This window comes from Mycobacterium sp. MAC_080597_8934 (assembly GCF_000523975.1).
Taxonomy (GTDB): Bacteria; Actinomycetota; Actinomycetes; order Mycobacteriales; family Mycobacteriaceae; genus Mycobacterium; species Mycobacterium avium.
In genome coordinates this window covers 339,202-363,123 of record NZ_JAOS01000004.1, presented here as the reverse complement: position 1 = coordinate 363,123, position 23,922 = coordinate 339,202, and the positions used below count along the sequence as shown (strand labels likewise).

At 70.5% G+C, this 23,922-nt stretch carries 18 protein-coding genes and 1 pseudogene; 11 read left to right on the top strand and 8 right to left on the bottom strand.

Annotated features, from left to right (window positions below; all coding sequences use genetic code 11):
• Positions 1-47: 47 nt before the first annotated feature.
• Both NF20_RS04455 and hrpA read right to left on the bottom strand, forming a co-directional pair.
• Complete coding sequence (locus NF20_RS04455; protein ID WP_033712100.1) at positions 48-1,559, bottom strand: FAD-dependent monooxygenase; 1,512 nt, start codon at positions 1,557-1,559, stop codon at positions 48-50.
• Positions 1,560-1,638: 79 nt separating this feature from the next.
• Positions 1,639-5,592, bottom strand: a complete 3,954-nt coding sequence (gene hrpA / locus NF20_RS04450; RefSeq protein WP_170945444.1) for an ATP-dependent RNA helicase HrpA — start codon at positions 5,590-5,592, stop codon at positions 1,639-1,641.
• 175 nt (positions 5,593-5,767) lie between these two features.
• Between hrpA and NF20_RS04445 the strand changes: the two genes are divergently transcribed.
• The 6 genes from NF20_RS04445 to NF20_RS04420 all read left to right on the top strand — a co-directional run bounded on the left by NF20_RS04445 (position 5,768) and on the right by NF20_RS04420 (position 10,359).
• Positions 5,768-6,751, top strand: coding sequence for a GGDEF domain-containing protein (locus tag NF20_RS04445; protein ID WP_033717217.1), 984 nt, complete (start codon positions 5,768-5,770; stop codon positions 6,749-6,751).
• A gap of 75 nt (positions 6,752-6,826) precedes the next feature.
• Complete coding sequence (locus NF20_RS04440) at positions 6,827-7,849, top strand: YihY/virulence factor BrkB family protein (protein WP_023899772.1); 1,023 nt, start codon at positions 6,827-6,829, stop codon at positions 7,847-7,849.
• Between the two features lie 58 nt (positions 7,850-7,907).
• The gene (locus tag NF20_RS04435) at positions 7,908-8,681 is read left to right on the top strand and encodes an enoyl-CoA hydratase/isomerase family protein (RefSeq protein ID WP_023899773.1); all 774 of its coding nucleotides are present in this window, start codon (positions 7,908-7,910) and stop codon (positions 8,679-8,681) included.
• A 56-nt stretch (positions 8,682-8,737) separates the two neighbouring features.
• Positions 8,738-9,400, top strand: coding sequence for a cutinase family protein (locus NF20_RS04430; protein WP_003876662.1), 663 nt, complete (start codon positions 8,738-8,740; stop codon positions 9,398-9,400).
• Positions 9,401-9,412: 12 nt separating this feature from the next.
• The gene (locus NF20_RS04425) at positions 9,413-10,072 is read left to right on the top strand and encodes a DUF1345 domain-containing protein (RefSeq protein WP_023861599.1); all 660 of its coding nucleotides are present in this window, start codon (positions 9,413-9,415) and stop codon (positions 10,070-10,072) included.
• A gap of 32 nt (positions 10,073-10,104) precedes the next feature.
• Positions 10,105-10,359: a hypothetical protein gene (locus NF20_RS04420; protein WP_003876660.1), complete on the top strand. Its 255-nt coding sequence runs from the start codon at positions 10,105-10,107 to the stop codon at positions 10,357-10,359.
• Between the two features lie 122 nt (positions 10,360-10,481).
• Here the strand turns inward: NF20_RS04420 and NF20_RS04415 are convergent, their stop codons facing one another.
• The 3 genes and pseudogenes from NF20_RS04415 to NF20_RS04405 all read right to left on the bottom strand — a co-directional run bounded on the left by NF20_RS04415 (position 10,482) and on the right by NF20_RS04405 (position 13,646).
• Entirely contained in the window at positions 10,482-11,321 is an 840-nt protein-coding gene (locus NF20_RS04415) for an MOSC domain-containing protein (RefSeq protein WP_033712093.1), read from the bottom strand.
• Positions 11,322-11,401: 80 nt separating this feature from the next.
• Complete coding sequence (locus NF20_RS04410) at positions 11,402-12,169, bottom strand: C39 family peptidase (protein ID WP_023871136.1); 768 nt, start codon at positions 12,167-12,169, stop codon at positions 11,402-11,404.
• A gap of 94 nt (positions 12,170-12,263) precedes the next feature.
• A pseudogene (locus tag NF20_RS04405) lies at positions 12,264-13,646 on the bottom strand (PPE family protein, SVP subgroup).
• Positions 13,647-14,105: 459 nt separating this feature from the next.
• Here NF20_RS04405 and NF20_RS04400 point away from each other — a divergent pair.
• Together NF20_RS04400 and NF20_RS04395 are read left to right on the top strand one after the other, a co-directional pair.
• Complete coding sequence (locus tag NF20_RS04400; protein WP_033712091.1) at positions 14,106-15,278, top strand: glycosyltransferase; 1,173 nt, start codon at positions 14,106-14,108, stop codon at positions 15,276-15,278.
• Between the two features lie 58 nt (positions 15,279-15,336).
• Complete coding sequence (locus tag NF20_RS04395) at positions 15,337-16,386, top strand: class I SAM-dependent methyltransferase (protein ID WP_033712090.1); 1,050 nt, start codon at positions 15,337-15,339, stop codon at positions 16,384-16,386.
• Between the two features lie 5 nt (positions 16,387-16,391).
• On the opposite strand, the gene NF20_RS04390 is transcribed toward NF20_RS04395, so the two are convergent.
• Positions 16,392-17,897 carry an FAD-dependent oxidoreductase gene (locus NF20_RS04390; protein ID WP_033712088.1) on the bottom strand — a complete coding sequence of 502 codons (1,506 nt, stop codon included), beginning with the start codon at positions 17,895-17,897 and terminating at the stop codon, positions 16,392-16,394.
• A gap of 59 nt (positions 17,898-17,956) precedes the next feature.
• Complete coding sequence (locus NF20_RS04385; RefSeq protein WP_033712086.1) at positions 17,957-18,751, bottom strand: hypothetical protein; 795 nt, start codon at positions 18,749-18,751, stop codon at positions 17,957-17,959.
• A 122-nt stretch (positions 18,752-18,873) separates the two neighbouring features.
• Here NF20_RS04385 and NF20_RS04380 point away from each other — a divergent pair, with 122 nt between their 5' ends.
• The 3 genes from NF20_RS04380 (at position 18,874) to katG (ending at position 22,974) form a co-directional block, all read left to right on the top strand.
• The gene (locus tag NF20_RS04380) at positions 18,874-20,157 is read left to right on the top strand and encodes a L,D-transpeptidase (RefSeq protein WP_033712085.1); all 1,284 of its coding nucleotides are present in this window, start codon (positions 18,874-18,876) and stop codon (positions 20,155-20,157) included.
• A 93-nt stretch (positions 20,158-20,250) separates the two neighbouring features.
• Positions 20,251-20,691: a Fur family transcriptional regulator gene (locus NF20_RS04375; RefSeq protein WP_023861604.1), complete on the top strand. Its 441-nt coding sequence runs from the start codon at positions 20,251-20,253 to the stop codon at positions 20,689-20,691.
• Between the two features lie 36 nt (positions 20,692-20,727).
• Positions 20,728-22,974, top strand: coding sequence for a catalase/peroxidase HPI (katG, locus tag NF20_RS04370; RefSeq protein WP_023899782.1), 2,247 nt, complete (start codon positions 20,728-20,730; stop codon positions 22,972-22,974).
• 52 nt (positions 22,975-23,026) lie between these two features.
• Here the strand turns inward: katG and NF20_RS04365 are convergent, their stop codons facing one another.
• Positions 23,027-23,842, bottom strand: a complete 816-nt coding sequence (locus NF20_RS04365) for a DUF1906 domain-containing protein (RefSeq protein ID WP_033712083.1) — start codon at positions 23,840-23,842, stop codon at positions 23,027-23,029.
• Between the last annotated feature and the right edge of the window lie 80 nt (positions 23,843-23,922).

Genomic DNA, 23,922 nt, shown 5'->3' with positions numbered 1-23,922 from the left:
CACGTTACACCCTGGGGGCGCCGGCACAAGTCACCATCGGCGCGCGCTCATCCGCCGGCCGCGGGCGGCCCGCACCAGGTGGTGAGGGCGTCGTGCAGCCCCGGGTCGTTCGGGTCGCCGGCCCACGCGACGTGGCCGTCCGGCCGGATCAACACCGCCGGCGGTCCGCTCACCCGCCCGAGCACCGGAAGTTCCCAATCCGCCACACATTTCGCGTCGACGACGCGCACGCGATCCGCCCAGCCGGCGACGCTGCGGCGCCCGGCGCCGGCGAAATTGAGCAGCACCGGCCGGGCGTTTTGCAGCAGGGCGAACACCCGCGATGCGCCGTCGGCGGTGACCAGGTCGAGATCGGGCATGCGCCGGCCCAGCAGCGGATGCCCCGGACCCAGGTCGTAGTGAACGTCCAGGCCGGACATCATCGCGGCGAACCGTTTCCGCGGCTCGTCCATGCCCAGCAGCTCGGTGACGAGGTCGCGCAGCGCCCGGGTGCGCTCGTCGGGACGCAGCAGTGCCATCTGCGCTATCGCGTTGCGCAGCACGCGCTCGCCGACCGGATGCCGTTCGGCGTGGTAGGTGTCCAGCAGGGCGGGTGGCGACGCGCCGCCGACCACCAGGGCCAGCTTCCAGCCCAGATTCACCGCATCCTGCACGCCGGTGTTCAGTCCCTGCCCGCCCACCGGGTGATGGATGTGTGCGGCGTCCCCGGCCAGCAGCACCCGCCGGTCACGGTAGCGCGCGGCCTGGCGTGCCGCATCGGTGAACCGGGAAATCCAACGGGGACTGTGGATTCCGTAATCCGTGCGGTAGACCGCGATCAGCGCCTGCCTCAGGTCGTCCAGGTTCGGCTCGGCCGCGCTCTGCAGCTGCCGCTCGGTGACCAGCACCCGCACACCCCCGGCCGGCTCCGTCTCGGACAGGGCATGCACGCCGAGCGCATCGTGGTGAATCCCCCACTGCGGTGATTGCCCTGTCCGCCAATCCATTTCGGCCTCGGCGAGCAGATAGCTCGTCGTCGCCTCCCAGCCCGGGAAGTCGATACCGGCCGCTTTGCGGATCACGCTGCGGCCCCCGTCGCAGCCGACCAGATACTGCCCGCGCAGGGTTCGGCCGTCGGACGCGACGACGTCCACGCCGGTGTCGTCCTGGGTGCAGGTCGCTATCCGGTGGCCGCGGTAAATCGGCACACCGAGTTCGCCGACCCAGTCGGCCAGGATGCGCTCGATGTGGTTCTGCCACAGCGCCAGTCCGTAGGGGTGCCGGGTGGGAAAGTCGCTGATGTCCAGCCGGATTTGGGCGAAGCCGGCGACCTGCGCCACCTGCCCCTCGGCCAGGAAACGATCCACGATCCCGCGCTGGTCGAGGATTTCGAGCGTTCGGGCATGCAGACCGCCGGCGCGCGAGCCGATCAGCTGCTGGTCGGCCCGCCGCTCGACCAGCGCGACGTCGACTCCGGCCAACCCCAACTCGCCGGCCAGCATCAGCCCCGTCGGGCCGGCTCCGGCGACAAGCACCGCATGGTCGCGGACCGACCGCTCCGAGAAACGCACACCCCGCATTTCGCCCCCATTCCGAATTGTGGTTCGAGACAGCGATTTTGCGTCACCGCCCCGGTCTTGCGGCAAGCCCCGGGGTGCGCTATAGGTTGAGAGTGGGAGGCAAAGCCACGCGGTAGCGCTGCCGCGCCGCGTCGATCGCCCGGTGGATGCGTTGCTCGCTGACCGGTCGCGGCGTGCCGAGCTGCTGGGCCCACAGGCTCACCCTCAGTTCCTCGATCTGCCACGCGATGTCGCGGACGTCGGCGGCCGTCTTCGCGGCCTCGGGTAGCTCATCCACCAACTCGTCGTAGGCGTGCTGCGCGGCGTGCACCCGCCGCATCCGGTCGCGGTCGGCCTGGCCGGCCCGGGCCAGCCCGTCCAGGCGGCGACGGATCGCCGACAGGTAGCGGGTGAGATCGCCCAGCCGCGCGCCGCCGGTGGCGGTGACGAAGCCGGCCGGCAACAGCCGGTCCAGCTGGGCGCGGATGTCGGCAACCGCGTCGGCCTGGGCAGGCGGCGGCGTCGCGGGCAACGCCAGTTGCACCTGCTGGGCGGCGGCCAGCACCTGCTCGACACGGCCCACCAGCTCGATGGTGGTGGGCCCCAGCGTCTTTGCCACCCGCTGTCGTAGCGCGGTGAACTCGTCGCGGGTCCACACCGGCTGCGGCACCAGCGCGTCGGTCGCGGCGTCGGCGCAGTCTTCCAGCAGCGCCGGCAACGAGCCGTCCGGGTTGCCGCCCAGCGCCAGGCGGGTGCGTGGATCAAGTTGACGCGCAATGGCTTTGGCCGGTGACGGAATACTCAGGCGTACCAGCCGGCGGAGACCGGCGCCCATCATGCGGACCTGTTCGGCCGATGTCGCGAACACCCTCAGGTCGACCGCAGCGCCCGTGTCCACGAACGCCGGGTAGCCCCGCACCGTGCGGCCGTCGAGGCTGCGCTGCACGACGCGGGGCAGTTCGTCGAGGTCGTCGGGCCAGCCGCGCAACCCGGTGCGCTGCAGCCGGGCCCCGACCGTGTCGGCGACGGCCTGCCGCGCCGGCGTGGTGAGCCGTTCCTGCAGTGCCCGCAGATCCTTGCCGCGGGCGAGTTCGGTGCCGTCGGTGGACTCCACCGCGAACGTCATCCGCAGATGCGCCGGCAGCTTGTCCAGATCGAACGCGTCGATGGGCACCGAAACCCCGCTGCGCCGGCGCAATTCGCGCTGCAGCGCAGGCAGCAGCGGCTCGGCGGCCGGATCGATGGCGCCCAGCACCGCCCGCGCGGTGTCGGGCGCGGGAACGAAGTTGCGGCGCAGGTCTTTCGGCAGCGACCGGATGAGCGCGGTCACCAGCTCCTCGCGCAACGCCGGCACCTGCCAGGCGAACTCGTCACCGCCCAGCCGCGCCAGCACGTCGATCGGCACGTGCACGGTGACCCCGTCGTCGGCGGCGCCCGGCTGGAACCGGTAGGTCAGCGGCAACGTCACGTCGCCGGCCCGCCAGCTGTCGGGACGGTCGGCGTCGCCGGTCTCCTCGGTGCGCAGCAGGTCGGCGCGGGTGAAGGTGAGCAGATCCGGGGTCTGGTGTCGCTGCTTTTTCCACCACGCGTCGAAGTGCCGCGCGGACACCACGTCGGCGGGGATGCGGGCGTCGTAGAGCGCGTAGACGTCGTCGTCGCCGACCACCAGGTCGCGGCGGCGGGCGCGCTCCTCCAGCTCCTCGAGTTCGCCGCGCAGCCGGGCGTTGTCCGCGAAGAAGCGGTGCCGGGTGTGCCAGTCCCCCTCCACGAGCGCGTGCCGGATGAACAACTCGCGGGCCAGCACCGGATCGATGCGGGCATACCCGACCCGCCGGCGCGACACCAGCGGCAGCCCATACAGCGTCACCCGCTCGTAGGCCATCACCTCGCCGCGGTCGGGGTCCCAATGCGGTTCGCTGTGGCTGCGCTGCACCAGGTCGCCGGCCACCCGCTCGACGGCCTCGGGCTGGATGCGCGCGGCGGTGCGGCCGTAGAGGCGGGTGGTCTCGACCAGCTCCGCCACCACCACCCAGCGCGGCGGCCGTTTGCTGAGCACCGACCCGGGGGCCAGCACGAAACGGGAGTTGCGCGCACCGGCAAACTCGCGGGAGTCCTCGCGGCGCATACCCACGTGCGACAGCAGCCCGGCGAGCAGCGCCGCGTGCACCCGGGCCGGGTCGGCCGGCTCACCGGACTCTTCGGTGATGCCCAGCTCCCGGGCGATGCCGCGCAACTGCCCGACCAGATCCTGCCACTCCCGAATCCGCAGATAGTGCAGGAATTCGGCGCGACACAGCCACCGAAACTGGTTGCCGGACAACTCCTTTCGCTGCTCACGCAGATAGCGCCACAGGTTGAGATACGACATGAAGTCGGAGTGCTCGTCGGCGAACCGGGCATGCTTTTGGCGGGCCGCCTCCTCCCGGTCGCTCGGCCGTTCCCGCGGATCCGGGATGCTCAGCGCCGCAGCCAGCACCAGCATCTCGCGCACGCAACCCTCGGTCTGGGCCGCCAGGATCATCCGGCCCAACCTGGGGTCGACCGGCAGCCGGGCGAGCCGACGGCCCCGCTCGGTGATCGCGCCCTGCCGGTCGAACGCGCCGAGCTCGGTCAACAGCTGCACACCGTCGCGGACGCTGCGCCGGTCCGGCGGGTCGAGGAACGGAAAGTTCTCGATATCGCCCAGCCGCAGCGCCGCCATCTGCAACAGCACCGCGGCGAGGTTGGTGCGCAGGATCTCGGGTTCGGTGTAGCGCGGGCGGGCCGCGAAATCGGCCTCGGAGTACAGCCGGATGCACACGCCGGGCGCGACGCGGCCGCAGCGGCCGGCCCGCTGCGCGGCCGACGCCTGCGAGATCGGCTCGATCGGCAACCGCTGCACCTTCAACCGGCGGCTGTAGCGCGAGATGCGGGCGTTTCCCGGGTCGACGACGTAGCGGATGCCGGGCACGGTCAGCGACGTCTCGGCGACGTTGGTCGCCAGCACCACCCGCCGGCCGGTGTGGGGCGCGAACACCTTCTGCTGCTCGGCGGTGGGCAGCCGGGCGTACAGCGGAAGCACCTCGGTGTGCTTCAGCCCCGTCAAAGCCTCTGCGGTGTCCCGGATTTCGCGTTCCCCGGACAGAAACACCAACACGTCCCCGGGCGGCTCGGCCTCGAGCTCTGCGATCGCGTCGACGATCGCCTCGACCTCGTCGCGTGTCTCGGTGCGCACGATCTCGTGGTCGGGGTCGTCGGGATCGTCCGCGGTTGCGGAGGGCAGGGCGATCTCGAGCGGCCGGTAGCGGATCTCCACCGGGTACGTGCGTCCCGACACTTCGATGACGGGCGCGTTGGCGAAGTGTTCCGAGAACCGCCGCGGCTCGATCGTCGCCGAGGTGATGATGAGCTTCAGATCCGGCCGGCGGGGCAGCAACTCGCGCAGGTAGCCCAGCAGAAAATCGATGTTCAGGCTGCGCTCGTGCGCCTCGTCGAGGATCAACGTGTCGTAGCGCAGCAGGCGGCGGTCGCGCTGGATCTCGGCGAGCAGGATGCCGTCGGTCATCAGCTTGATCAGGGTGCGGTCGCTGACCTGGTCGGTGAACCGGACGGTGTAGCCGACCGTCTCGCCCAGCGGGCTGCCCAGCTCGTCGGCGATGCGCTGCGCGACGGTGCGCGCGGCGAGCCGGCGCGGTTGGGTGTGTCCGATGGTTCCGCGGATGCCCCGGCCGGCCTCGAGGCAGACCTTGGGCAGCTGGGTCGTCTTGCCCGATCCGGTCTCCCCGGCGATCACCACCACCTGATGCGCGCGTATTGCGTCGGCGATCTCCCGGCGCCGCTCGCTGACCGGCAGATCGGGATAGCTGACGGCCGGGACGGCGGCGTGGCGGGCGGCGACGACCGCTTCCGCGGCGGCGATCTGATCGGCCAGCTGGCGCAGCTCGTCGGGCGCGGCGCCGCGCAGCTTCTTCAGCCGCCGGCCGAGGCGCGCGGCGTCGCGAATGGTCAGACCGTCAAGCCGGCCGCGCAGCTGCGCCCCGGACACCGGGAAGGACGGTTCGGCCACTGCTGCCACGATAGGCGTCCTTCGGCGACGGCCGCGCACGGCCGTCCGGTCACGCGTCGGGGCCGACGCGGTGTCAAAATGGCAATGCCGCACGTCGCCATACCGGGGGGTGACGAGGAGATTTGACGGGATGGGCCGAAGCCTCCCCCACCCATCCGGCGATAAAGACGCCCGTCCCTATCGATTGCGGCTGCGCGCCGATGCCGGCAGCGTCTTCTACCGCACCCAACAGGCCCGCATGTTGCGAATCTTCTTGGGGGCCACCACATTCCTTTACGCCTACGGTGTGGTGTTCACCTTGTTCCCGATCCGCGCGGGGTTGACCCTGTCCAATCCGGCCGGCGGCATCGTCGCGGTCGGCCTCGGTCTGGGGGCGCTGGCCTGGCTGGCCGCCCGGCCCGACAAACCCGCGCCCGCGACGGTGACGGCGATCGTGGCCACGCCGATCGTGATGGCCTTCCACCGGGTGATCATCGCCGAGTTCGTCTGCCTGATCGCGCCGATGTTCCTGGCGATGTACCTGCGCGCGTTCTACTCGCCGCGCCGCGGCGCGGCCCTGGTCGCCGTGCTCGCCGGCCTGTCCGTGGCGGCCCTGGCGGTCGCGCCCACGCCGAAGCTGTCGATCGACTACGCGATCTTCGTGATCGCGATCATCGGAGCCGCCGAGTCGTTCGGATTGCTGACGCGCGCCCTCGTCACGGCGGCGTGCACCGATCCCCTCACCGGCCTGCTCAACCGTGCGGGGTGGGAGATCGCCACCGCGGACCTGCTGTCCCGAACCCGTTCGGCCGCAGCCACCGTCACCGTCGTCGCGCTGGACATCGACAACTTCAAGACACTCAACGACACCGAGGGCCACGTCGCCGGCGACCAGTATCTGGTGCGGTGCGCCGCCTTCTGGCGCCAGGTCGCGCCCGCCGGCGCCGTGCTGGCCAGGTTCGGCGGCGACGAGTTCGCGGTGTGCATCGCCGACCACAACCCCGCCAGTGCCAAGGCGGACAAGTTCGTGGCCAGCGTCCGCCGGCACACCCCGGACACCAGCGTCGGCACGGCGTCCGGCGCGGGCGCGAGCGCCGACATCGCGTCGCTGTACGCGGCCGCGGACGCGGAGCTGTACAGCGCCAAGCGCAGGAGGCGAGATCCCGGGCTGCGGCCCGCCCGCGGTTGACGGCGGCCGAATGCGGGTATCAGGCGGCAAGCGCATCCAATGGGAAGCCGGCTCGGGTGGGGGAAGTGATCGGCGATGGTCGGTTGGCTGGACAGGCTTCAGCGACGGAATCGGGCCGTCGGCGTGATCGTCGGTGTCGTCTACAAATACAACGACGACCAGGGCGGTTACCTCGCCGCGCTGATCACCTACTACGCGCTGGTGTCGCTGTTTCCGCTGCTGCTGCTGTTGACCACCGGCCTGGGGGTGATCCTGGCGGGCCGGCCCGATCTGCAGGCCCAGGTGCTGCACAGCACCTTGAGCGAGTTCCCGGTCATCGGAAGCCAGCTGCACCACCCCGAGGGCCTCAGCGGAGGAGCGGCCGGCGTGATCGTGGGCCTGGCCGGTGCCCTGTACGGCGGCCTGGGCGTGGGTCAGGCGGTGCAGAACGCCATGGACTCGGTGTGGGCAGTGCCGAAACACAAGCGCCCCAACCCGATTCGGTCGCGGCTGCGCAGCCTGCTGCTGCTTTTGGTGCTCGGCTCGGCGGCCATCGCGGCGACCCTGCTGGCCGCGGCGGGCCAGGCCACGGCGGGGCTCGGCTTCCTCGGCAAGGCGGGACTTGCACTCGCCTCGGTGGCCATCAACGCGCTGATCTGCCTGGTGCTGTTCCGCCTCACCACCGCGCGTGCGCTGTCCTACCGGCAGGTGTGGCCGGGAGCCGTTGCCGCAGCGCTCGTTTGGCGACTCCTGCAATGGTTCGGGGCCGGCTATGTCGCGCACGTGGTGAAGCGGGCCAGCGCCACCAACAGCGTGTTCGCGTTGGTGCTGGGCGCGTTGGCCTTTCTGTTCCTGGCGTCGACCGTGCTGGTGGTGTGCGCGGAGGTCAATGTCGTTCTGGTGGAGCGGCTGTACCCGCGCGCCCTGCTCGGCGCATTCAGCGACGACGCGGATCTCACGTCGGCCGATCGCCGGACCTACACCAAGAAGGTCAAGGCCGAACGCGTCAAGGCCTTCGAGCGGGTCAGCGTCAGGTTCGACGAAGCAAAACGCTCACCCGCTAAAACCGTTGGGCGCCTTAATATTTTCGGCGATGTGCGGCGGCCGCGCACACCGTGAGCCGGGTGGGCGGCGGCCTTGTGCGAACGCGATGGCGACGGGGAAATAGTCTCCCCTCATGAGTCTGGTCACCTATGAGCTGCACGACCACGTCGCCACCATCACCCTGAACCGCCCCGAGGCGCGCAACGCCATCAACGGCGCGCTGCGCCGGGACCTCAATGCGGCCTGGGACCGCTTCCGCGACGACCTGGACGCCTGGGTCGGGATCCTGACCGCCAACGGCGACGTGTTCTGCGCCGGCGGTGACCTCAAGGACGGCGAAGGCTCGGTCGGCACCTTCGGCGGCACCTTCTGGGAGAAGCCGACGATCAACTCCTTCGAGTCCGGCATGGAACTGTTCAAGCCGACCATCGCCGCCGTGCACGGCCCCTGCATCGGCTACGGCCTGACCGGGGTGTTGTTCTGCGACTTCGTCATCGCCAGCACCGAGGCGACGTTCTGCTATCCCGAGGTGGCGATCGGCGTGCCCACCATCGTCGGGGCGATCCGGTTGCCCCGCCGGGTGGGCTGGGCCAATGCGATGGAGCTGCTGTTGACCGGCAAGCCGATGAGCGCGGAGCGGGCCAAGGAGATCGGGCTGGTCTGGAAGCTGGTGGAGCCCGACCGGCTGCAGGCCGAGGCGCGGGCCTGGGCCCGCACCCTGACCGAGGCCGCACCCCTGGCCCAGCGGGCGACCAAAGAGGTGGCGTGGCGCACCGCGGACATGGGCTGGATCGAGTCGGTGCGCTTCGGCGAGACCATGCGCAAGGTGGCCGGGGCCACCGAGGACGTCGCCGAAGGCATCCGGGCCTGGACCGAGAAACGCAAGCCGCAATGGCGCGCCCGGTGAGGCGTGCCGGCCGGGCACCGGCACCGCCGCGCCGGGCGGTGTGTCAGGATTCCAGGATGAATGCACGCAGACTTGCCCGCTTGGTTGGTATCTCGGTTGTGACGACGTGGGCGCTGCTGAGTGCACCCGTGGGCAACCCGGTCGCCGCCGCCGACCCCTGCTCGGACGTCTCGGTGGTGTTCGCCCGGGGCACCCACCAGGAACCCGGCCTGGGCAACATCGGCCAGGCCTTCGTCGACTCGCTCACCTCGCAGCTCGGCGGGCGGTCCGTCGACGTGTACGCGGTCAACTACCCGGCCAACGACGACTACCACAACAGCGCGAACGCCGGCGCCGACGACGCGAGCGCGCACGTCCAGGACACCGTGGCCGCCTGCCCCAACTCGCGCATCGTGCTCGGCGGCTACTCGCAGGGCTCGACCGTGATCGACCTGGCCACCAACGCGATGCCACCCTCGGTGGCCGACCACGTCGCCGCGGTGGCCCTGTTCGGTGAGCCCTCGAGCGGCTTCTCCACCATGCTGTGGGGCGGCCAGCCGCTGCCGACGATCAACCCGCTCTACGGCGGCAAGACGATCAGCCTGTGCGCCCCCGACGACCCGATCTGCTCCGGCGGCGGCAACATCATGGCGCACGTGTCCTACATCGACGCGGGCATGACCGCGCAGGCCGCGACGTTCGCGGCCAACCACCTCAACCAGGGCTCGCCGCGCACCTAGCGACCGCTCACCGTGGCTGCGGCGTTGCCCCTGGTCAAGTTGTTCCGCGACACCGTCGCGGTGCGGATGTCGGTGGCCGTGCTGCTCGGCGTCGCCGTCGCGGTGGTGGTGGGCAACACCGTCGGCTGGCGGTTCGCGCTGGTCGGCTGGGTGGTGACGGCCGGGGTGTATGTGGTGTGGACGCAGCTCATCCTGTTCGGCATGGACGCCGAGCAGACCCGCGTCTGGGCGACGCGGGAGGATCCCACCCGGTGGGTTGCCGACGCGGTCATTTTGTCGGCCAGCGTCGCGAGCCTGGCCGGGGTCGGTTACGTGGTGGCCGCCGGGTCGCATGCCGGCGCTCGGGCGGTGGCCGCCGCCGTGCTGGGCATCCTGGCGGTCGCCGCGTCCTGGTTCGCCGTGCACACCCTGTTCACCGTGCACTACGCGCGGCTGTACTACTCGGGTCAGCCGGGCGGCATCAACTTCCACGACCCGGAGCCGCCCCGCTTCCGGGATTTCGCCTACGTGGCGTTCACGGTCGGCATGACCTACCAGGTGTCCGACACCGAGATCGGGCTGACCGCCATCCGGTCCACGGTGCTGCGCCACGCCCTGCTGTCCTACCTGCTCGGCGCGGTGATCCTTGCCGTCACGATCAACTTGATCGCGGGGCTGGGCGCCAAGCTCTGAGCGGCCCCGGCCGATCGGCTACCGTCGGGGCTATGTCCAAAGTCTCCGGCAACGAGTTGATCGACGACGTCACCCCGGGCGACCTCATCGCCGTCGACCGCGGTTCCGGCGAACGGCCCTACAAGGTCGTCTTCAAGGACGCCACCGACGGGGGCTATCTCGTCACCCTGGAAAGCGACGGCGGCGAGACCTTTCAACTCGACCTTCCCGCCGGCACCCGGGTGACCCGGGCACTCGAGGCGAAATGGGAATCCGCCCAAAGCCCCACGCCCAACGCCGATGACTGACGGCTCTGCGTTAAAGGTCCGACGATTCGGGTAGGCGTCTCGGTGACCGGCTCGCCGCGAGTCGGTGCCGCGACGAAGGGGGTAGGCCGCCATAACCGCACAACTGCCCGCCGCGCCGGACGCTACGATTCGATGGTGACCGGGTCGCCGACGGTGATGACACCCTCGGCCAGCACCGCCAGATAGGCCCCGGCGCACGGCTGTGGGCCGTGACCGCCTGTGTCCAAACGGTTTTCGGCCGCGGGGGTGCGAAGCGCGTGCGGGGCCCGCGGCAGCCGGCCGTGCTCGAGAGTGGGAACCACGCAGCGCGACGTGGCCGTCAGCACCCGCAACCTGGCCTCCCCGACCGTGATTTCGCTTCCCGCCCAATCGTTTTCGGCATACGGCGGGTAGCCCGGCGGGGTGGCGATCACCAGGTTGGGCCGGTAGCGCAGCGCCTCCACCCCGATGTGCTGCAGGGTGGCGGTGGTGATCGCATGCAGCGGGGCTTCGTCGGTGAACGAATGACCCGGGGTGGCCGCGGAGATCCGCAGAATGCGGCCGTCGACCTCGGCGTCGAGGCCGCGCTCGAGCAGCTGCTCCGGATCGGGGCGCACCAGCGTGGCGCCGTCGGGGCGGCGCGCGATCAGCCGGACCCGGCGTCGCGTCAACCGGGAGATCAACTCGTCGACGCCGGGGTCATCGGCGGCCACGTCCATCCCGTCGGGCAGGCTGATGCGCACCCCACTCGCATCGGCGCGCGCGGTGCACGTCAACAGGTCACGCCAGAGCCGGGGATTCTTGGCGCTGGCGACGTGTCCGGTTTCGTCGTCGACGAGCGCCAGCCGCCGGTCGCCCTGGGCGCCGTGCTCGTCGACAGCCAGCCGGTCCAGCGTTTCGCCCAGCATCGACTTCACCGGGTAACGCAGCAAGGCCTCGACCCGCATCGGCACCGCGGCGCGGGCGGCCGTCGACTCGTCCATCACACACCTTCACTCGGCGCAACTGCACACTATTGTTCGCTGTGCTCACTGTGCCCGAAACCCCGGGGCCGCACCACCGTTCAGATCGGCGCCGCGGTCACCACGATCGACTGATCACTGGTCTCCCAGGCCGTCATGAACGTGGCGACACCGACCTGTTCGTCGGCGTGGTCGATACCCGGGTCGTTGAGGTGCACGATCTGGGTGTCCGTGTCGATGCCCGTCACGACCAGGAAGTGGTCGGCTTTGGTGCGCTGGTCATCGGCGTTCAGGATGACCGAGGAGTTGACGAAGGCGATGATCTTGCGGTTCTTGGCGAGGTATTGCTCCAACGCGGGCAGGCCGGTGCGGTCCGGCTCGGTCGCCGAGACCATCTCCGACTTGATGCCGAAGTGATCGAGCAGCACGACGAGATCGGCCAACTCGATGCCGGCGTTGGGGCCCGAATGGCTGGGGTCGTTGCGCGGCGCGTAGATCGGACCGGGATTGGTGCCCGACGGGGTCGACTCGGCCAGGTCGAGCATCTGCCGTTCACTCGGTGCGGTGCCGGTGATTTCGCCCACCACGTCGGCGACGGAGACCAGTCCGCAGTTGTCCTCGAGCGACTGCGCCGCCCAGTAGCGGGCGGCGGCCGCGGGATTCCCGTACCGGCCGGGAGTAGCGGTCGTGGACGACGGATTATCTTGTGCTGCAACGGCTTTGGTCGCCGACGTGGTCACCGACGCGGTCGCCGCGGTGGTGGCCGGAGGGGCGGCGCCACACCCCGCGACGAGCGGCGCGCCGGCCAACCCGATGCACACCGCGAGCACGGCAACCCGGGCGGCGCGGCCGAGGCGGAGGGTGGGCATGCGTGCTACCGGATCTCGTCGAACGGTCGAAGGGCCAGCAAACGGTAGCACTCTGGGCGCGGCGCTAGGGCCAAATCACCGTGAACCCTGGAAATCAGCCTGGCAGCAGGCGCTTCTTCTGTTCTTCGAATTCCTGCTGCGTCAGGATCCCCGCGTCCCGCAGCGATGCCAGCTCGCGCAGCTCGGCGGCGATGCTGGTGATCGGTCCGCCCGCGCTGACGGCCGGCGCCGCCGGCTCTTGCTTCGGCGCCTTGCCCGGTTCTTGGCCCGGTTCGCGCGGCGCCTTGGCGGCCTCGGCCCGGGCCCGCTCGCGACCGAGGCCGGTGGTGCCGGCCATCGCGCGCCCGGCCAAACCCGCCGCGGCCATCTCGCCGAACAAACTCCCGTGCCAGCGGGTGCGGCGGTGGCCGCGGTTTCGGCGGCGGCGGTCACCGTGGTGGCCGGCAGCGCCAGGGCGGCCGGCCGGATCGCCGGGCCGCGGCCGTCCACGTCGGCGGCACCGACAAGGTGCCGACGGTGTTCGCCTGGCCCAGGCCCGCCGACGCCAGCGTCCCGAAACCGCCCGCCGGGTTGGTGATGACCGGGAACGGCGACGGCGGCACCGCTCCGGTGCCCGGCCAGGGCTGCACGCCGGCCCAGCCGCTGACGATGTCGTCGGTGTGGAAACCGGTCAGGGCGCCGGCGATGTCGAAGGGCAGCGCGATCGTGGCCGAGGGTGCGTCGACGCCCATCCCGACCACGCTGGCCGGCGCGTCGAGGAAGATCGCGATCAGGTCGCTCTCCAGCCCCAGCAGGTCGGTCACCGACGGGTCGCCGAGCGCGTTCGGCGACACCGCAAGGTTGTTCAGCATGTTGGGCACCGCCGAGAACGGCTGCTGCGTCACGGTGTTGCGGGTGCTGCCGGCGGCGGTGGCCGCGGCCTTCGACACCGCCTGCGACTGATCGGCGCCGGAGTTGGTGGTCGGATCCGGTTGGGTGAACGGGGTCAGCCGGGTCGCCCCGGCGGCGGCGCCGGCGTAGCCGTACATGGCGGCCGCGTCGCGCGCCCACATCTCGGCGTACTCCGCCTCGGTGCTGGCGATCGCCGGCGTGTTCTGCCCCAGGATGTTGGTCGCGACCAGCTGGGCGAGCAGCGTGCGGTTGGCCGTGACCACCGGGGGCGGCACCGTCTCGGCGAACGCCGTCTCGTAGGCGAAGGCCGCCGCCCGGGCGTTGTTGGCGGTCTCCTCGGCCTGGGCTCCGGTGGTGCGCATCCACGTCAGGTAGGGCGTGATCGCCGCGATCATCGCGGCCGCCGACGGCCCGACCCACGGCCCGGAGGTCAGGGCGGTGATCTCCGCCTGATAGGAGTCCGCCGTCGAATGCAGGGTGGCGGCCAGCTCGTCCCACGCCATCGCCGCGGCCAGCATGGGTCCCGACCCCGGACCGGCGTAATCCGCGCGGAGTTAACCTCCGGCGGTAGTACCGCGAAGTCCATGTCGTTCTCCTCCGATCGCTGCGCTGGCCGTGCCGGGACGGATGGCGTCAGCGCGGGTCATGCCGGGCGTGCGTGATGTGGGCCGTGATCTGGGGATAGCCACCTGAGCAGCAAACAAATCGCAATCCTTCTGGTACTGCCGGTACCGCATCGAAGTCCAGCCGGATGAGAGCCCCCAACTGTCCAGGATCGGTCGCACACATCTGCAACTGTCGCCCACGTTCACGAATACAGCGAAATTGTTGCGGTGGGTTAACGCTAGGTTACCGGGGCGTGACGGCTGCGATCGACAAGGGTATGACGCGTCGTGAGCAAATTGTTCTCAGTGCGGTCTCAGCCGCGCGCTTCCAGCAAAAACCGTGGTCACCTCGGCCCGCAGGCCCGCCGGAACCTTCCGGCCGGCCGGCCCGGGGGGGTTCTGCTTGGATTCGTAGCAGCATCCGTGAGTGAGGTTGGTTGATGAAGATTGTGCTGGCCGCCTACGGCAGCCGGGGCGACGTCGAACCCTGCGCCGCCGTCGCCCGGGAGTTGCAGGGCCGCGGCCACGACATCCGGATCGCGCTGTCGCCCGACCAGCTCGGCCTGGCGGAGTCGGCCGGACTGCGCGCGGTGGCCTACGGGCCGGACAGCCGCGAGCAGATCAACACCGCCACCGATTTCGTCCACACGGTGCAGAATCCGATCAGCGCGCTACCGCAGCTGACCGAGCGGGTCACCGCGGTGTGGGCCGCCAAGAGCGAAACGCTCGCCGCGCTGGCGGCAGGCGCCGATCTGCTGGTGGCCGGGATGAACGAGCAGCGGCTGGCCGCCAACGTCGCCCAGCGCGTCGGCGCCCCGCTGGCGGCGCTGCACTTCTTCCCCGCCGACACGCTGGGGCTCGGCTGGATGCAGTCACACGTCACCGCCGCCGCCGAAGCCGCCCAGCGTCAGGCGCTCGGTTTGCCCGTCGACGCCGGGCGATCGGACCGGGCGGCGCTGGAGATCCAGGCCTACGACGAGCTGTGCGTGCCCGGACTGGCAGAGCAGTGGGCGACGGCGGGGCACCGGCGGCCGTTCGTGGGGTCGCTGACCCTGGGCCTGCCGACCGGCGTCGACGACGAGGTACTGTCCTGGATCGCCGACGGGACCGCGCCCGTCTACTTCGGCTTCGGCAGCACCCCCGTCAGCTCCCCCGCCGAGACGGTCGCGGTGATCAGCGCTGCCTGCGCGCGGGTGGGCGAACGGGCGTTGATCTGCAGTGGCCCAAACGATTTCACCGGCATCCCGCCCGAGGACCACGTGAAAATCGTGCCGGCGGTCAACCACGCCGCGGTCTTTCCGGCCTGCCGCGCGGTGGTGCACCACGGCGGGTCCGGCACCACCGCCGCGGGTTTGCGGGCCGGCGTGCCGATGCTGATCCTGTGGTTGTGGCTCGATCAGCCGGTCTGGGCCGAGGCGGTCAGCGCGTTGGAAGTCGGCCTCGCGCGCGCGTTCTCGGCGTCCACCCTGGACTCATTGACCGCCGATCTTCGCTGTGTGTTGGACGGGCGCTACCACGACCGGGCCCGGGAGGTCGCCACCCGGATGACCAAACCCGGCGAAAGCGTCGCGGCCGCGGCGGATCTGCTCGAGGAGGCCGCCCGCGGGGGCTGATCGGCGCCGGGGTGCCCGAGCGGTGGTGCAAAGCCGGCCCGTCGTGTAGAAGGTTCTGGTGCAGGATCCGCCGAATCGCTCGTTCGATCCGTCGCTGCTGCGCGAGGCGGTGATCCGGCGGATCTACCGCCGCACGTCGGCCGAGGGCACCATCAGGGTGCCGGCCGTCCCGGCCATGATCGACGAATACCTCCAGTTGTGTGGCAACGTCTGCGCCACCCTGGGCGTCTGGTATGCCCCTGAGCAGTTCGCGCAGCTGCGCTCGGCGCTGGAAGTCGAACTGGCCAAGGCCTTCAAGGCCTCCCCCCGGTCGGACGTGCTCATCTCGTATCACGCCCCGTTCGGCACCGGCGTGAACTTCCACGTCCAGGCCGACTGGCGCACCATCGAGGCCGACTACGAACAGTGGGTCGCCGTGCGTCCGCCGCCGCTGTTCGGCACCGAGCCCGACGCGCGGGTGCTGACCCTGGCCGCCGAGGCCGACGACCCCGCCACCTATCGGGTGCTCGACGTCGGCGCGGGGACCGGGCGCAACGCGCTGGCGCTGGCCCGGCGCGGTCACCCGGTGGACGCGGTGGAGATGACCGCGAAGTTCGCCGAGGCGATGCGCGCCGATGCCGAGCGGGAATCCTTGGGCGTCAACGTTATTCAAAGCGACGTGTTCACGGCGATGGAGAATACCCGCGACCGCTACCAGCTGATGGTGCTCTCCGAGGTGGTGCCCGACTTCCGCACCGCCCACGAGTTGCGCGGCATGTTCGAACTCGCCGCCGAATGCCTGGCGCCCGGCGGACGGCTGGTCTTCAACACCTTCCTGGCCCACGACGGCTACGTTCCCGACGCCGCCGCGGTGCAATTCAGTCAGCAGTGCAACAGCATGGTCTTCACCCGCGACGAGGTGATGGGCGCGGCGGGCGGGCTGCCGCTCGCGCTCGTCGCCGATGACTCCGCCTACGAGTACGAGAAGACCCATTCGCCCGCCGAATCCTGGCCGCCCACCGGGTGGTTCGAGGGTTGGGCCGGTGGCCTCGACGTGTTCGACGTCGAACGGGACGACTCCCCGATCGAACTGCGCTGGATCGTCTTCGCCAAGACCCGCGCCGGATGAGTCGCTCAGCGCGACGCGGTCAGGTCCCGGGTCGCCGGTCCTTCCAGCAAGGTGCCGTCGGGTGCGAAGCGCGACCCGTGCAGCGGGCATTCCCACGCCTTGTCGGCGTCGTTCCAGTTCACGATGCCGCCCAGATGGGGACACACCGGTGACACGCGGTGCTCGGTGCCGTCGACGCGGCAGCGGGCCTGTAGGTGCCACGGCGGGCCGCTGACCACACCGCCGTCACCGTCGACCGGGCTGCGGCGCCCGATCCGCACCGCCGGAGTGATCCAGCCCTTGGTCAGGTTGAAGCCGACCTCGAGGTTGGCCTGCACGGCGGTGGCCAGACCCGACAGCTCGTGCGGGCTCCAGCTGGCGAACGCGCGCGCCCAGTCCATTCGCCCGCCCAGGATCCGGCTGGACAGCGCCAACGCCGCCGCGGCCCCGTTGGTCATCCCCCACTTGTTGAAACCCGTTGCCACGAAAATGGTTTCGCTGTTGGGCAGGATGGGGCCCACGTAGGGCAGGTGGTCGATGGGCGTGTAGTCCTGGGCCGACCAGAAGTGAGTCTGCACCGCACCCGGAAAATGCTTGCGGGTCCACGCCGACAGTTCATCCAGCGCATCGGACGGGCTCTTCTCGCGGCCCACGGTATGACCCGCGCCGCCCACGATCAGCCGCTCCCCGTCGGGCACCGGCGCGTACCGCACCGAACGGGTCGGCGAGTCGGTGGAGATCATCATCGGCCGGGTGATGTTGCCGGGGACCTTGAAGGCCAGGCAGTAGGACCGGCTGGGCTTGACCCGGGCGAAATAGCCGCCGCGATCCAGGATCGGGATGCCGGTGGCGAGCACCAGCTGGTCGGCGTGCAGTTCGACGTCGTGGCCGGCGGCATCGCTGCCCCGGTTGACGTGCACGCGCACCCCCTTGCCGCGCCAGGACACGCGCCGCACCCGGGTGTGCTCGACCAGCCGGCCGCCGCGGCCGAGCAGTTCGACGGCCAGCGAGTCGAGGAAGGGCATCGGGTCGAACTGCGCCTGGTCGGCCAGGCGCACCCCGCCGTGATAGGCGAACGGCACGTCGGCGTCGTCCTGCCACACCACCGGGAGCCCGACCGCCTGACAGGCCTCGAACTCGGCGCGCGCCGACGGCACGCCCCGGACGGACTGGGCGTAGGTGTAGGCGTCTTCGCGTTGCACCGCCACGCCGTGCGCCTCGCAGTGGCCCAACACCCATTCCTGGCCCTCGCGGTTGCCGTCCACGTACGCGCGCGTCACCTCCCGGCCGTGCCGCGGCAGCACCTTGGACAGCTGGCTGCCTTGCAGCAGGCTGATTTTCGCGGTGGTGTTGCCGGTCGCGCAGGCGCCCACCGTGCGCGCCTCCAGCACCAGCACGTCCTTGCCCGCGCGTGCCAGCAGTGCCGCCGTCATCAGGCCGGTGATGCCGGCGCCCACCACGATCACGTCGGCGGACGCCGGCCCCTGGTCAAGCTGGCTTGCGGCCCAAGGACGTTCGGTGCGCTCGCTCATCCACAAAGAAGTCACGGCTGTGCTGATACCCCGGCCCGGCCGGAAGAAACGCCGCGGGCTCAGCCCTGTCGTAGCCGGGCCCTGGCCTGCTGCAGCGTTTCCGCGGCGGCGCGGCTGGCCTTTTCCGCCGTGTCGTAGTCGCCCTCGGCGCCGCGCAGTTCCCGCTCGGCGTCCCGTAGTTCCCGGGCCGCCGCGTCGCGCCGCTGCCGGGCCGCATCGCGTCGGGCCCTGCCCTCGGACAACTCCGCGTCGGCCCGGGCTTTGGCGTCTTCGGCGGCGGCGACGGCGGCGTGCAGCCGCTGCGCGTGCCGGTTCTGCGCGGCGGCGCGCGCCGGCTTTCGGTTCGCCGGCTCGGGCTCGGGGCTCGGGGCGTCACCCACGTCAGCCAAGTCACCCAAGTCACCGAAGCCCGACCACCGCTCGGGCCGGGTGAGCCGGCCCAGGCGCGCCCGCACCTGCGGGTCGGCGACGGCGGCTTGCAGCGTGCCGGTCAGGTCTTCGCGGACGGCGGCCGACGGCGTGCGCACGTCGGCCGCCCGCAGCGCGGCGCCGGTGAGTTCGTCGATGAGCCGGTGCTGCTCGGCGGACAATTCGCGAATGCGCGCCCCGTCCAAAGCGGCGTGCGCGGCCCGCAACCGCTCACCGAGGTCGGCCAGTCGCTGTCGGGCGTCCTTGTGCCGCAAGGCCAACCGGTTGACGATCCAGGCCGCCGCGGTGGGTTTGCGGGCCGCCGAAATCCGTTGGGCCGCGGCATCGTCGCCACGCGCCGAGGCCGCCGCGGCCAGCCGGGCGCGCTCGGCGGTGAACTGCTGCGGCGGCGCCCAGTAGAGAGTGTCGAGGTCCTCGTCGGCCATGAAGCCATGCTCTCCCGCGGATGCCGGTCGGTTTAAAAACGGTACGTCCCGGGATACCTGACCTACAACATCGAGCACACCATCGTCGGCGGGTGATGAGGAAGCGGGATTCGAACAGCGTCATGGCGTCCAAGAGCAGCGATCGGCTCGTCGGCCGCATCCTCGGCGTCCGCCGGCCGCGCCGATTCCTGGCCGCGGTGTTCGTCGTCGTCGCGCTGGCCGGCGCTATCCAACTGGCGGCGGCCGCACCGTGCCCGCACGGCGGTTGCCCCGGCGGCGCCGCCCCGAAAACCACTGGGCCGGCGCGCGTGAGGATCACCCCGGGCCCCGGCGCGCGGAATGTCGACCCCGTCGCGCCGGTGCTGGTCAAGGCCGAGACGGGCACCCTGGCCGGCGTCGAAATGGTCAACGAGGGCGGCACGGCGGTGCAGGGCGTGATGACCCCCGACAACCTGGTGTGGAAACCCACCGTCGCGTTGGGCTACGGCCGCAACTACACGCTGACGATCACCAGCCGCGGCACCGATGGTGTTGAGACCAAACAGGTTTCGACGTTCTCCACGCTGCGGCCCTCGAACCAGACCAAGGTGTCGTTCACCACCACGTCGGAATCGCCGCTGCGCGACGGCGCGAGCTACGGCGTCGGGACGGTGATCGTCGCGCACTTCGACGAGCAGATCGCCGACCGGGCCGCCGCCGAGCGGCACCTGACCGTGACCACCAATCCGAAGGTCACGGGCTCGTGGTTCTGGGTGGACGGCCAAAACGCGCACTGGCGCCCCGAGCATTACTACGCGCCCGGCACCACCGTCACCGCCGAGGCGAAGATCTACGGAATTGCGTTGGGCGACGGCCTGTTCGGGCAGGACGACAGCCGGGTGTCATTCCGCATCGGCGACGCGCACGTCTCGATCGCCGACGACGCCACCCACCAGGTCAGCGTGTTCGACAACGGCGTCCTGGTGCGCACCATGCCCACGTCCATGGGGATGGGCGGCACCGAGAACATCGGCGGTCGGTCGATTTCGCTGTGGACCCCGCCGGGCGTCTACACCGTGCTCGACAAGGGCAACCCGGTCGTCATGGACTCCTCGACGTTCGGGTTGCCCAAGAATTCCCGGCTCGGGTATCGCGAAACCATCAACTACGCCACCAAGATCAGCTCGGACGGTATCTATCTGCACGAGCTCGACGCGACGGTGTGGGCGCAGGGCCACCAGGACACCTCGCACGGCTGCCTGAACCTCAACGCCGACAACGCGAAATGGTTCTACGACTTCTCGGTGCCCGGCGACGTGGTCGAGGTCCGCAACAGCGGCGGCCCGCCGCTGACGCTGGCGCAGAACGGCGATTGGACGCTGAGCTGGGATCAGTGGCGTCGGGGCTCCGCGCTCAAACCCACCTGAGGCGGGTGACGCAGCTCATTGGACATCCGCTGTTGTGCTCCACTTCACAATAAACTCTTGACTCGTTCCAAATAAGTGAGTCATTCTGGTGCGGTGTCATCGACGGCCGATTACGCGGACAGGTTGCGGATGGCCGATCTGCGGGTGACCCGGCCCCGGGTTGCCGTGCTGGAAGTCGTGGACGCCAACCCGCACGCCGACACCGAGACGATCTTCTCGGCGGTGCGAATGGCCCTGCCCGACGTGTCCCGCCAAGCCGTGTACGACGTGCTCAACGCGCTGACCGCCGTGGGCCTGGTCCGGCGCATCCAACCGCTGGGCATGGTCGCCCGCTACGAGTCGCGGGTCGGCGACAATCACCACCACGTCGTCTGCCGGTCCTGCGGGACCATCGCCGACGTCGACTGCGCGGTCGGCGAGGCTCCCTGCCTGACGCCGTCGGACGACGACAACGTTCTCGACGGCTTCGTCCTCGACGAGGCCGAAGTCATCTACTGGGGCCTGTGCGCCGATTGCTCGACGGCAGGTTCTTGATCGCAGCCCGATTCACCCACCCTCGAAAGGAATGCTGTGTCATCTGATACATCCGCCAGCCGCCCACCCCAACCAGACACCGGGACGGCCAGCAAAAGCGAAAGCGAAAACCCAGCAATCCCTTCGCCGCACCCGAAGTCGAATGCCCCCCTGACCAACCGGGACTGGTGGCCCAACCAGATCGACGTGTCCAGGCTGCACCCCCATGTCGCCGAAGCCAATCCGCTGGGCGAAGACTTCGACTACGCCGAGGAATTCGCCAAGCTCGACGTCGAGGCGCTCAAGGCCGACGTGATCTCGGTGATGACCACCTCGCAGGACTGGTGGCCCGCCGACTACGGCCACTACGGTGGCCTGTTCATCCGGATGAGCTGGCATGCCGCGGGCACCTACCGCATCCACGACGGCCGCGGCGGCGGCGGGCAGGGCATGCAGCGGTTCGCCCCGCTCAACAGCTGGCCGGATAACGTGAGCCTGGACAAGGCCCGGCGGCTGCTGTGGCCGGTCAAGAAGAAGTACGGCAACAAGATCTCCTGGGCGGACCTGATCATCTTCGCCGGCAACTGCGCGCTGGAGTCGATGGGATTCAAGACCTTCGGCTTCGCGTTCGGCCGCGAGGACGTCTGGGAGCCCGAGGAGATCCTCTGGGGTGAAGAGGACGAATGGTTGGGCACCGACAAGCGCTACCCGGGCACCGGCGAGCGCGAGCTGGCACAGCCCTACGGGGCCACCACCATGGGTCTGATCTACGTGAATCCCGAAGGGCCCGAAGGCAAGCCGGATCCGATCGCCGCGGCCATCGACATCCGTGAGACCTTCGGCCGGATGGCGATGAACGACGAGGAGACCGCAGCCCTGATCGTCGGCGGCCACAGCTTCGGCAAGACCCACGGGGCCGGCGACGCCGACCTGGTCGGCCCGGAGCCCGAGGCGGCCCCGATCGAACAGCAGGGTCTGGGCTGGAAGAGCTCGTACGGGACCGGCGTGGGCAAGGACGCCATCACCAGCGGCCTGGAGGTGGTCTGGACGCCCACCCCGACCAAGTGGGACAACACCTTCCTGGAGACCCTGTACGGCTACGAGTGGGAGCTGACCAAGAGCCCCGCCGGGGCCTGGCAGTTCACCGCCAAGGACGGCGCCGGCGCGGGCACCATTCCCGACCCGTTCGGCGGGCCGGGCCGCGCGCCCACGATGCTGGTCACCGACATCTCGTTGCGCGAGAGCCCGATCTACCGCGACATCACCCGGCGCTGGCTCGACCACCCCGAGGAGTTGGCCGACGCCTTCGCCAAGGCGTGGTACAAGCTGCTGCACCGCGACATGGGACCGGTCTCGCGGTTCCTGGGGCCGTGGGTCCCCGAACCGCAGCTGTGGCAGGACCCGGTTCCGCCCGTCGACCACCCGCTGGTCGACGACAACGACGTGGCCGCCCTGAAGGACAAGGTGCTCGCCTCCGGGCTGTCGGTGCCGCAGTTGGTCAAGACCGCGTGGTCGGCGGCCGGCAGCTACCGCAACACCGACAAGCGCGGTGGCGCGAACGGCGGACGGCTGCGCCTGCAGCCGCAGCGCAACTGGGAGGCCAACGAGCCCTCGGAGCTGGACAAGGTGCTGCCCGTGCTGGAAAAGATCCAGCAGGACTTCAACGCGTCGGCGTCCGGCGGTAAGAAGATCTCCCTGGCCGACCTGATCGTGCTGGCCGGCTCGGCCGCGGTCGAGAAGGCGGCCAAGGACGCCGGCTACGAGATCTCGGTGCACTTCGCGCCCGGGCGTACCGACGCCTCGCAGGAGAGCACCGACGTGGACTCGTTCGCGGTGCTCGAGCCGCGGGCCGACGGATTCCGCAACTTCGCGCGGCCGGGCGAGAAGGCCCCGCTCGAGCAGCTGCTGCTGGAGCGGGCCTACCTGCTGGGGCTGACGGGGCCGGAGATGACGGTGCTGGTCGGTGGGCTGCGCGCCCTCGGCGCCAACCACGGCGGCAGCAAGCACGGCGTGTTCACCGACCGGCCGGGCGCGTTGACCAACGACTTCTTCGTCAACCTGCTCGACATGGGCACCGAGTGGAAGGCGTCGGAGACCGCCGAGAACGTCTACGAGGGACACGACCGGGCCACCGGCGCGCTCAAGTGGACCGCAACCGCGAATGACCTTGTGTTCGGCTCGAACTCGGTGCTGCGGGCGCTGGCCGAGGTCTACGCCCAGGACGACAATCAGGGCAAGTTCGTCGAGGACTTCGTCGCGGCCTGGGTCAAGGTGATGAACAACGACCGCTTCGACCTGAAGTGACATCGGGCGACACCCCGCGAGTCACCGGCTCGCGGGGTGTCGTGCATTTAGGTCACCGCGCGAAGTCCCACTGCCCGTAGTCGGCGGCGAGGACGTCGTCGACGTCCACGTTGATGCCGCCCAGCAGCGGGCCCGGGCTGCCCGGGCTGTTGACCACGGCCTGGTACAGCACCGCCGCGGGCTCCCGCTCGCCATGCGACCACGACCGGGTCTGCCACGCCCACCGGTGGCCGGGAGTGCTGGACGGCCCGACGACGCCGTCACGGATCGCCCACCCGCACGCCCGGGCATGCCCGTAGATGCCGGTGCGGCCGACGCCCAGCACCGAGTTGATCCCCCGAAACCATTGCACCGCAGCGTTGCTCCACGTGTCGGCGTCGATGTCGTCGTCGACGCTGAAGAAGATGGGCGCCGAGTCCGGGCCGCCGGCCGCGGCGTGCAGCTGCGTGGCCGTGTGCGCATCGGCGACGCCGCCGTCGTAGCCGCGGGTGAAGTCCGACGGGTCCGGCCATCCGGGCTTGCCGTACTGGAAGTTGCTGACGATGTGCAGGCCCGCGGCGCGCAGCGCGTCGGCGTAGTCCCGGGTCAGCGGTTTGGCCTCGAAGTCGGCGCCCGGCCGCGACAGCGATACGTAGTTCACCACGCCGTCGTAGCCGGCCGCCTTGATCTCCTCGGGCGCGATCCTGCGCTCGGCAAAGTCGATCAGCTTCGACCCGGCGGCGCGGGCGGTCGGACCGCCCGCGCCGGCCACCGCGCCCAGGCTCAGCAGCACCGGCGCCAGGGCGCATCCGGCGGCGTAGCCGAGGACCTCGCGCCGTGACGGCGGTCGTCGATCGCCGCGTGCACCCGGTCCGGCCGAATCCCGCACCGCGCGATGGTAGCAAAACCCGCGGTCGCGGTTTCGGGTCGTCGCCGCCGGTCAGCCGGGCGCGGCCGGTGTGCCGCCGG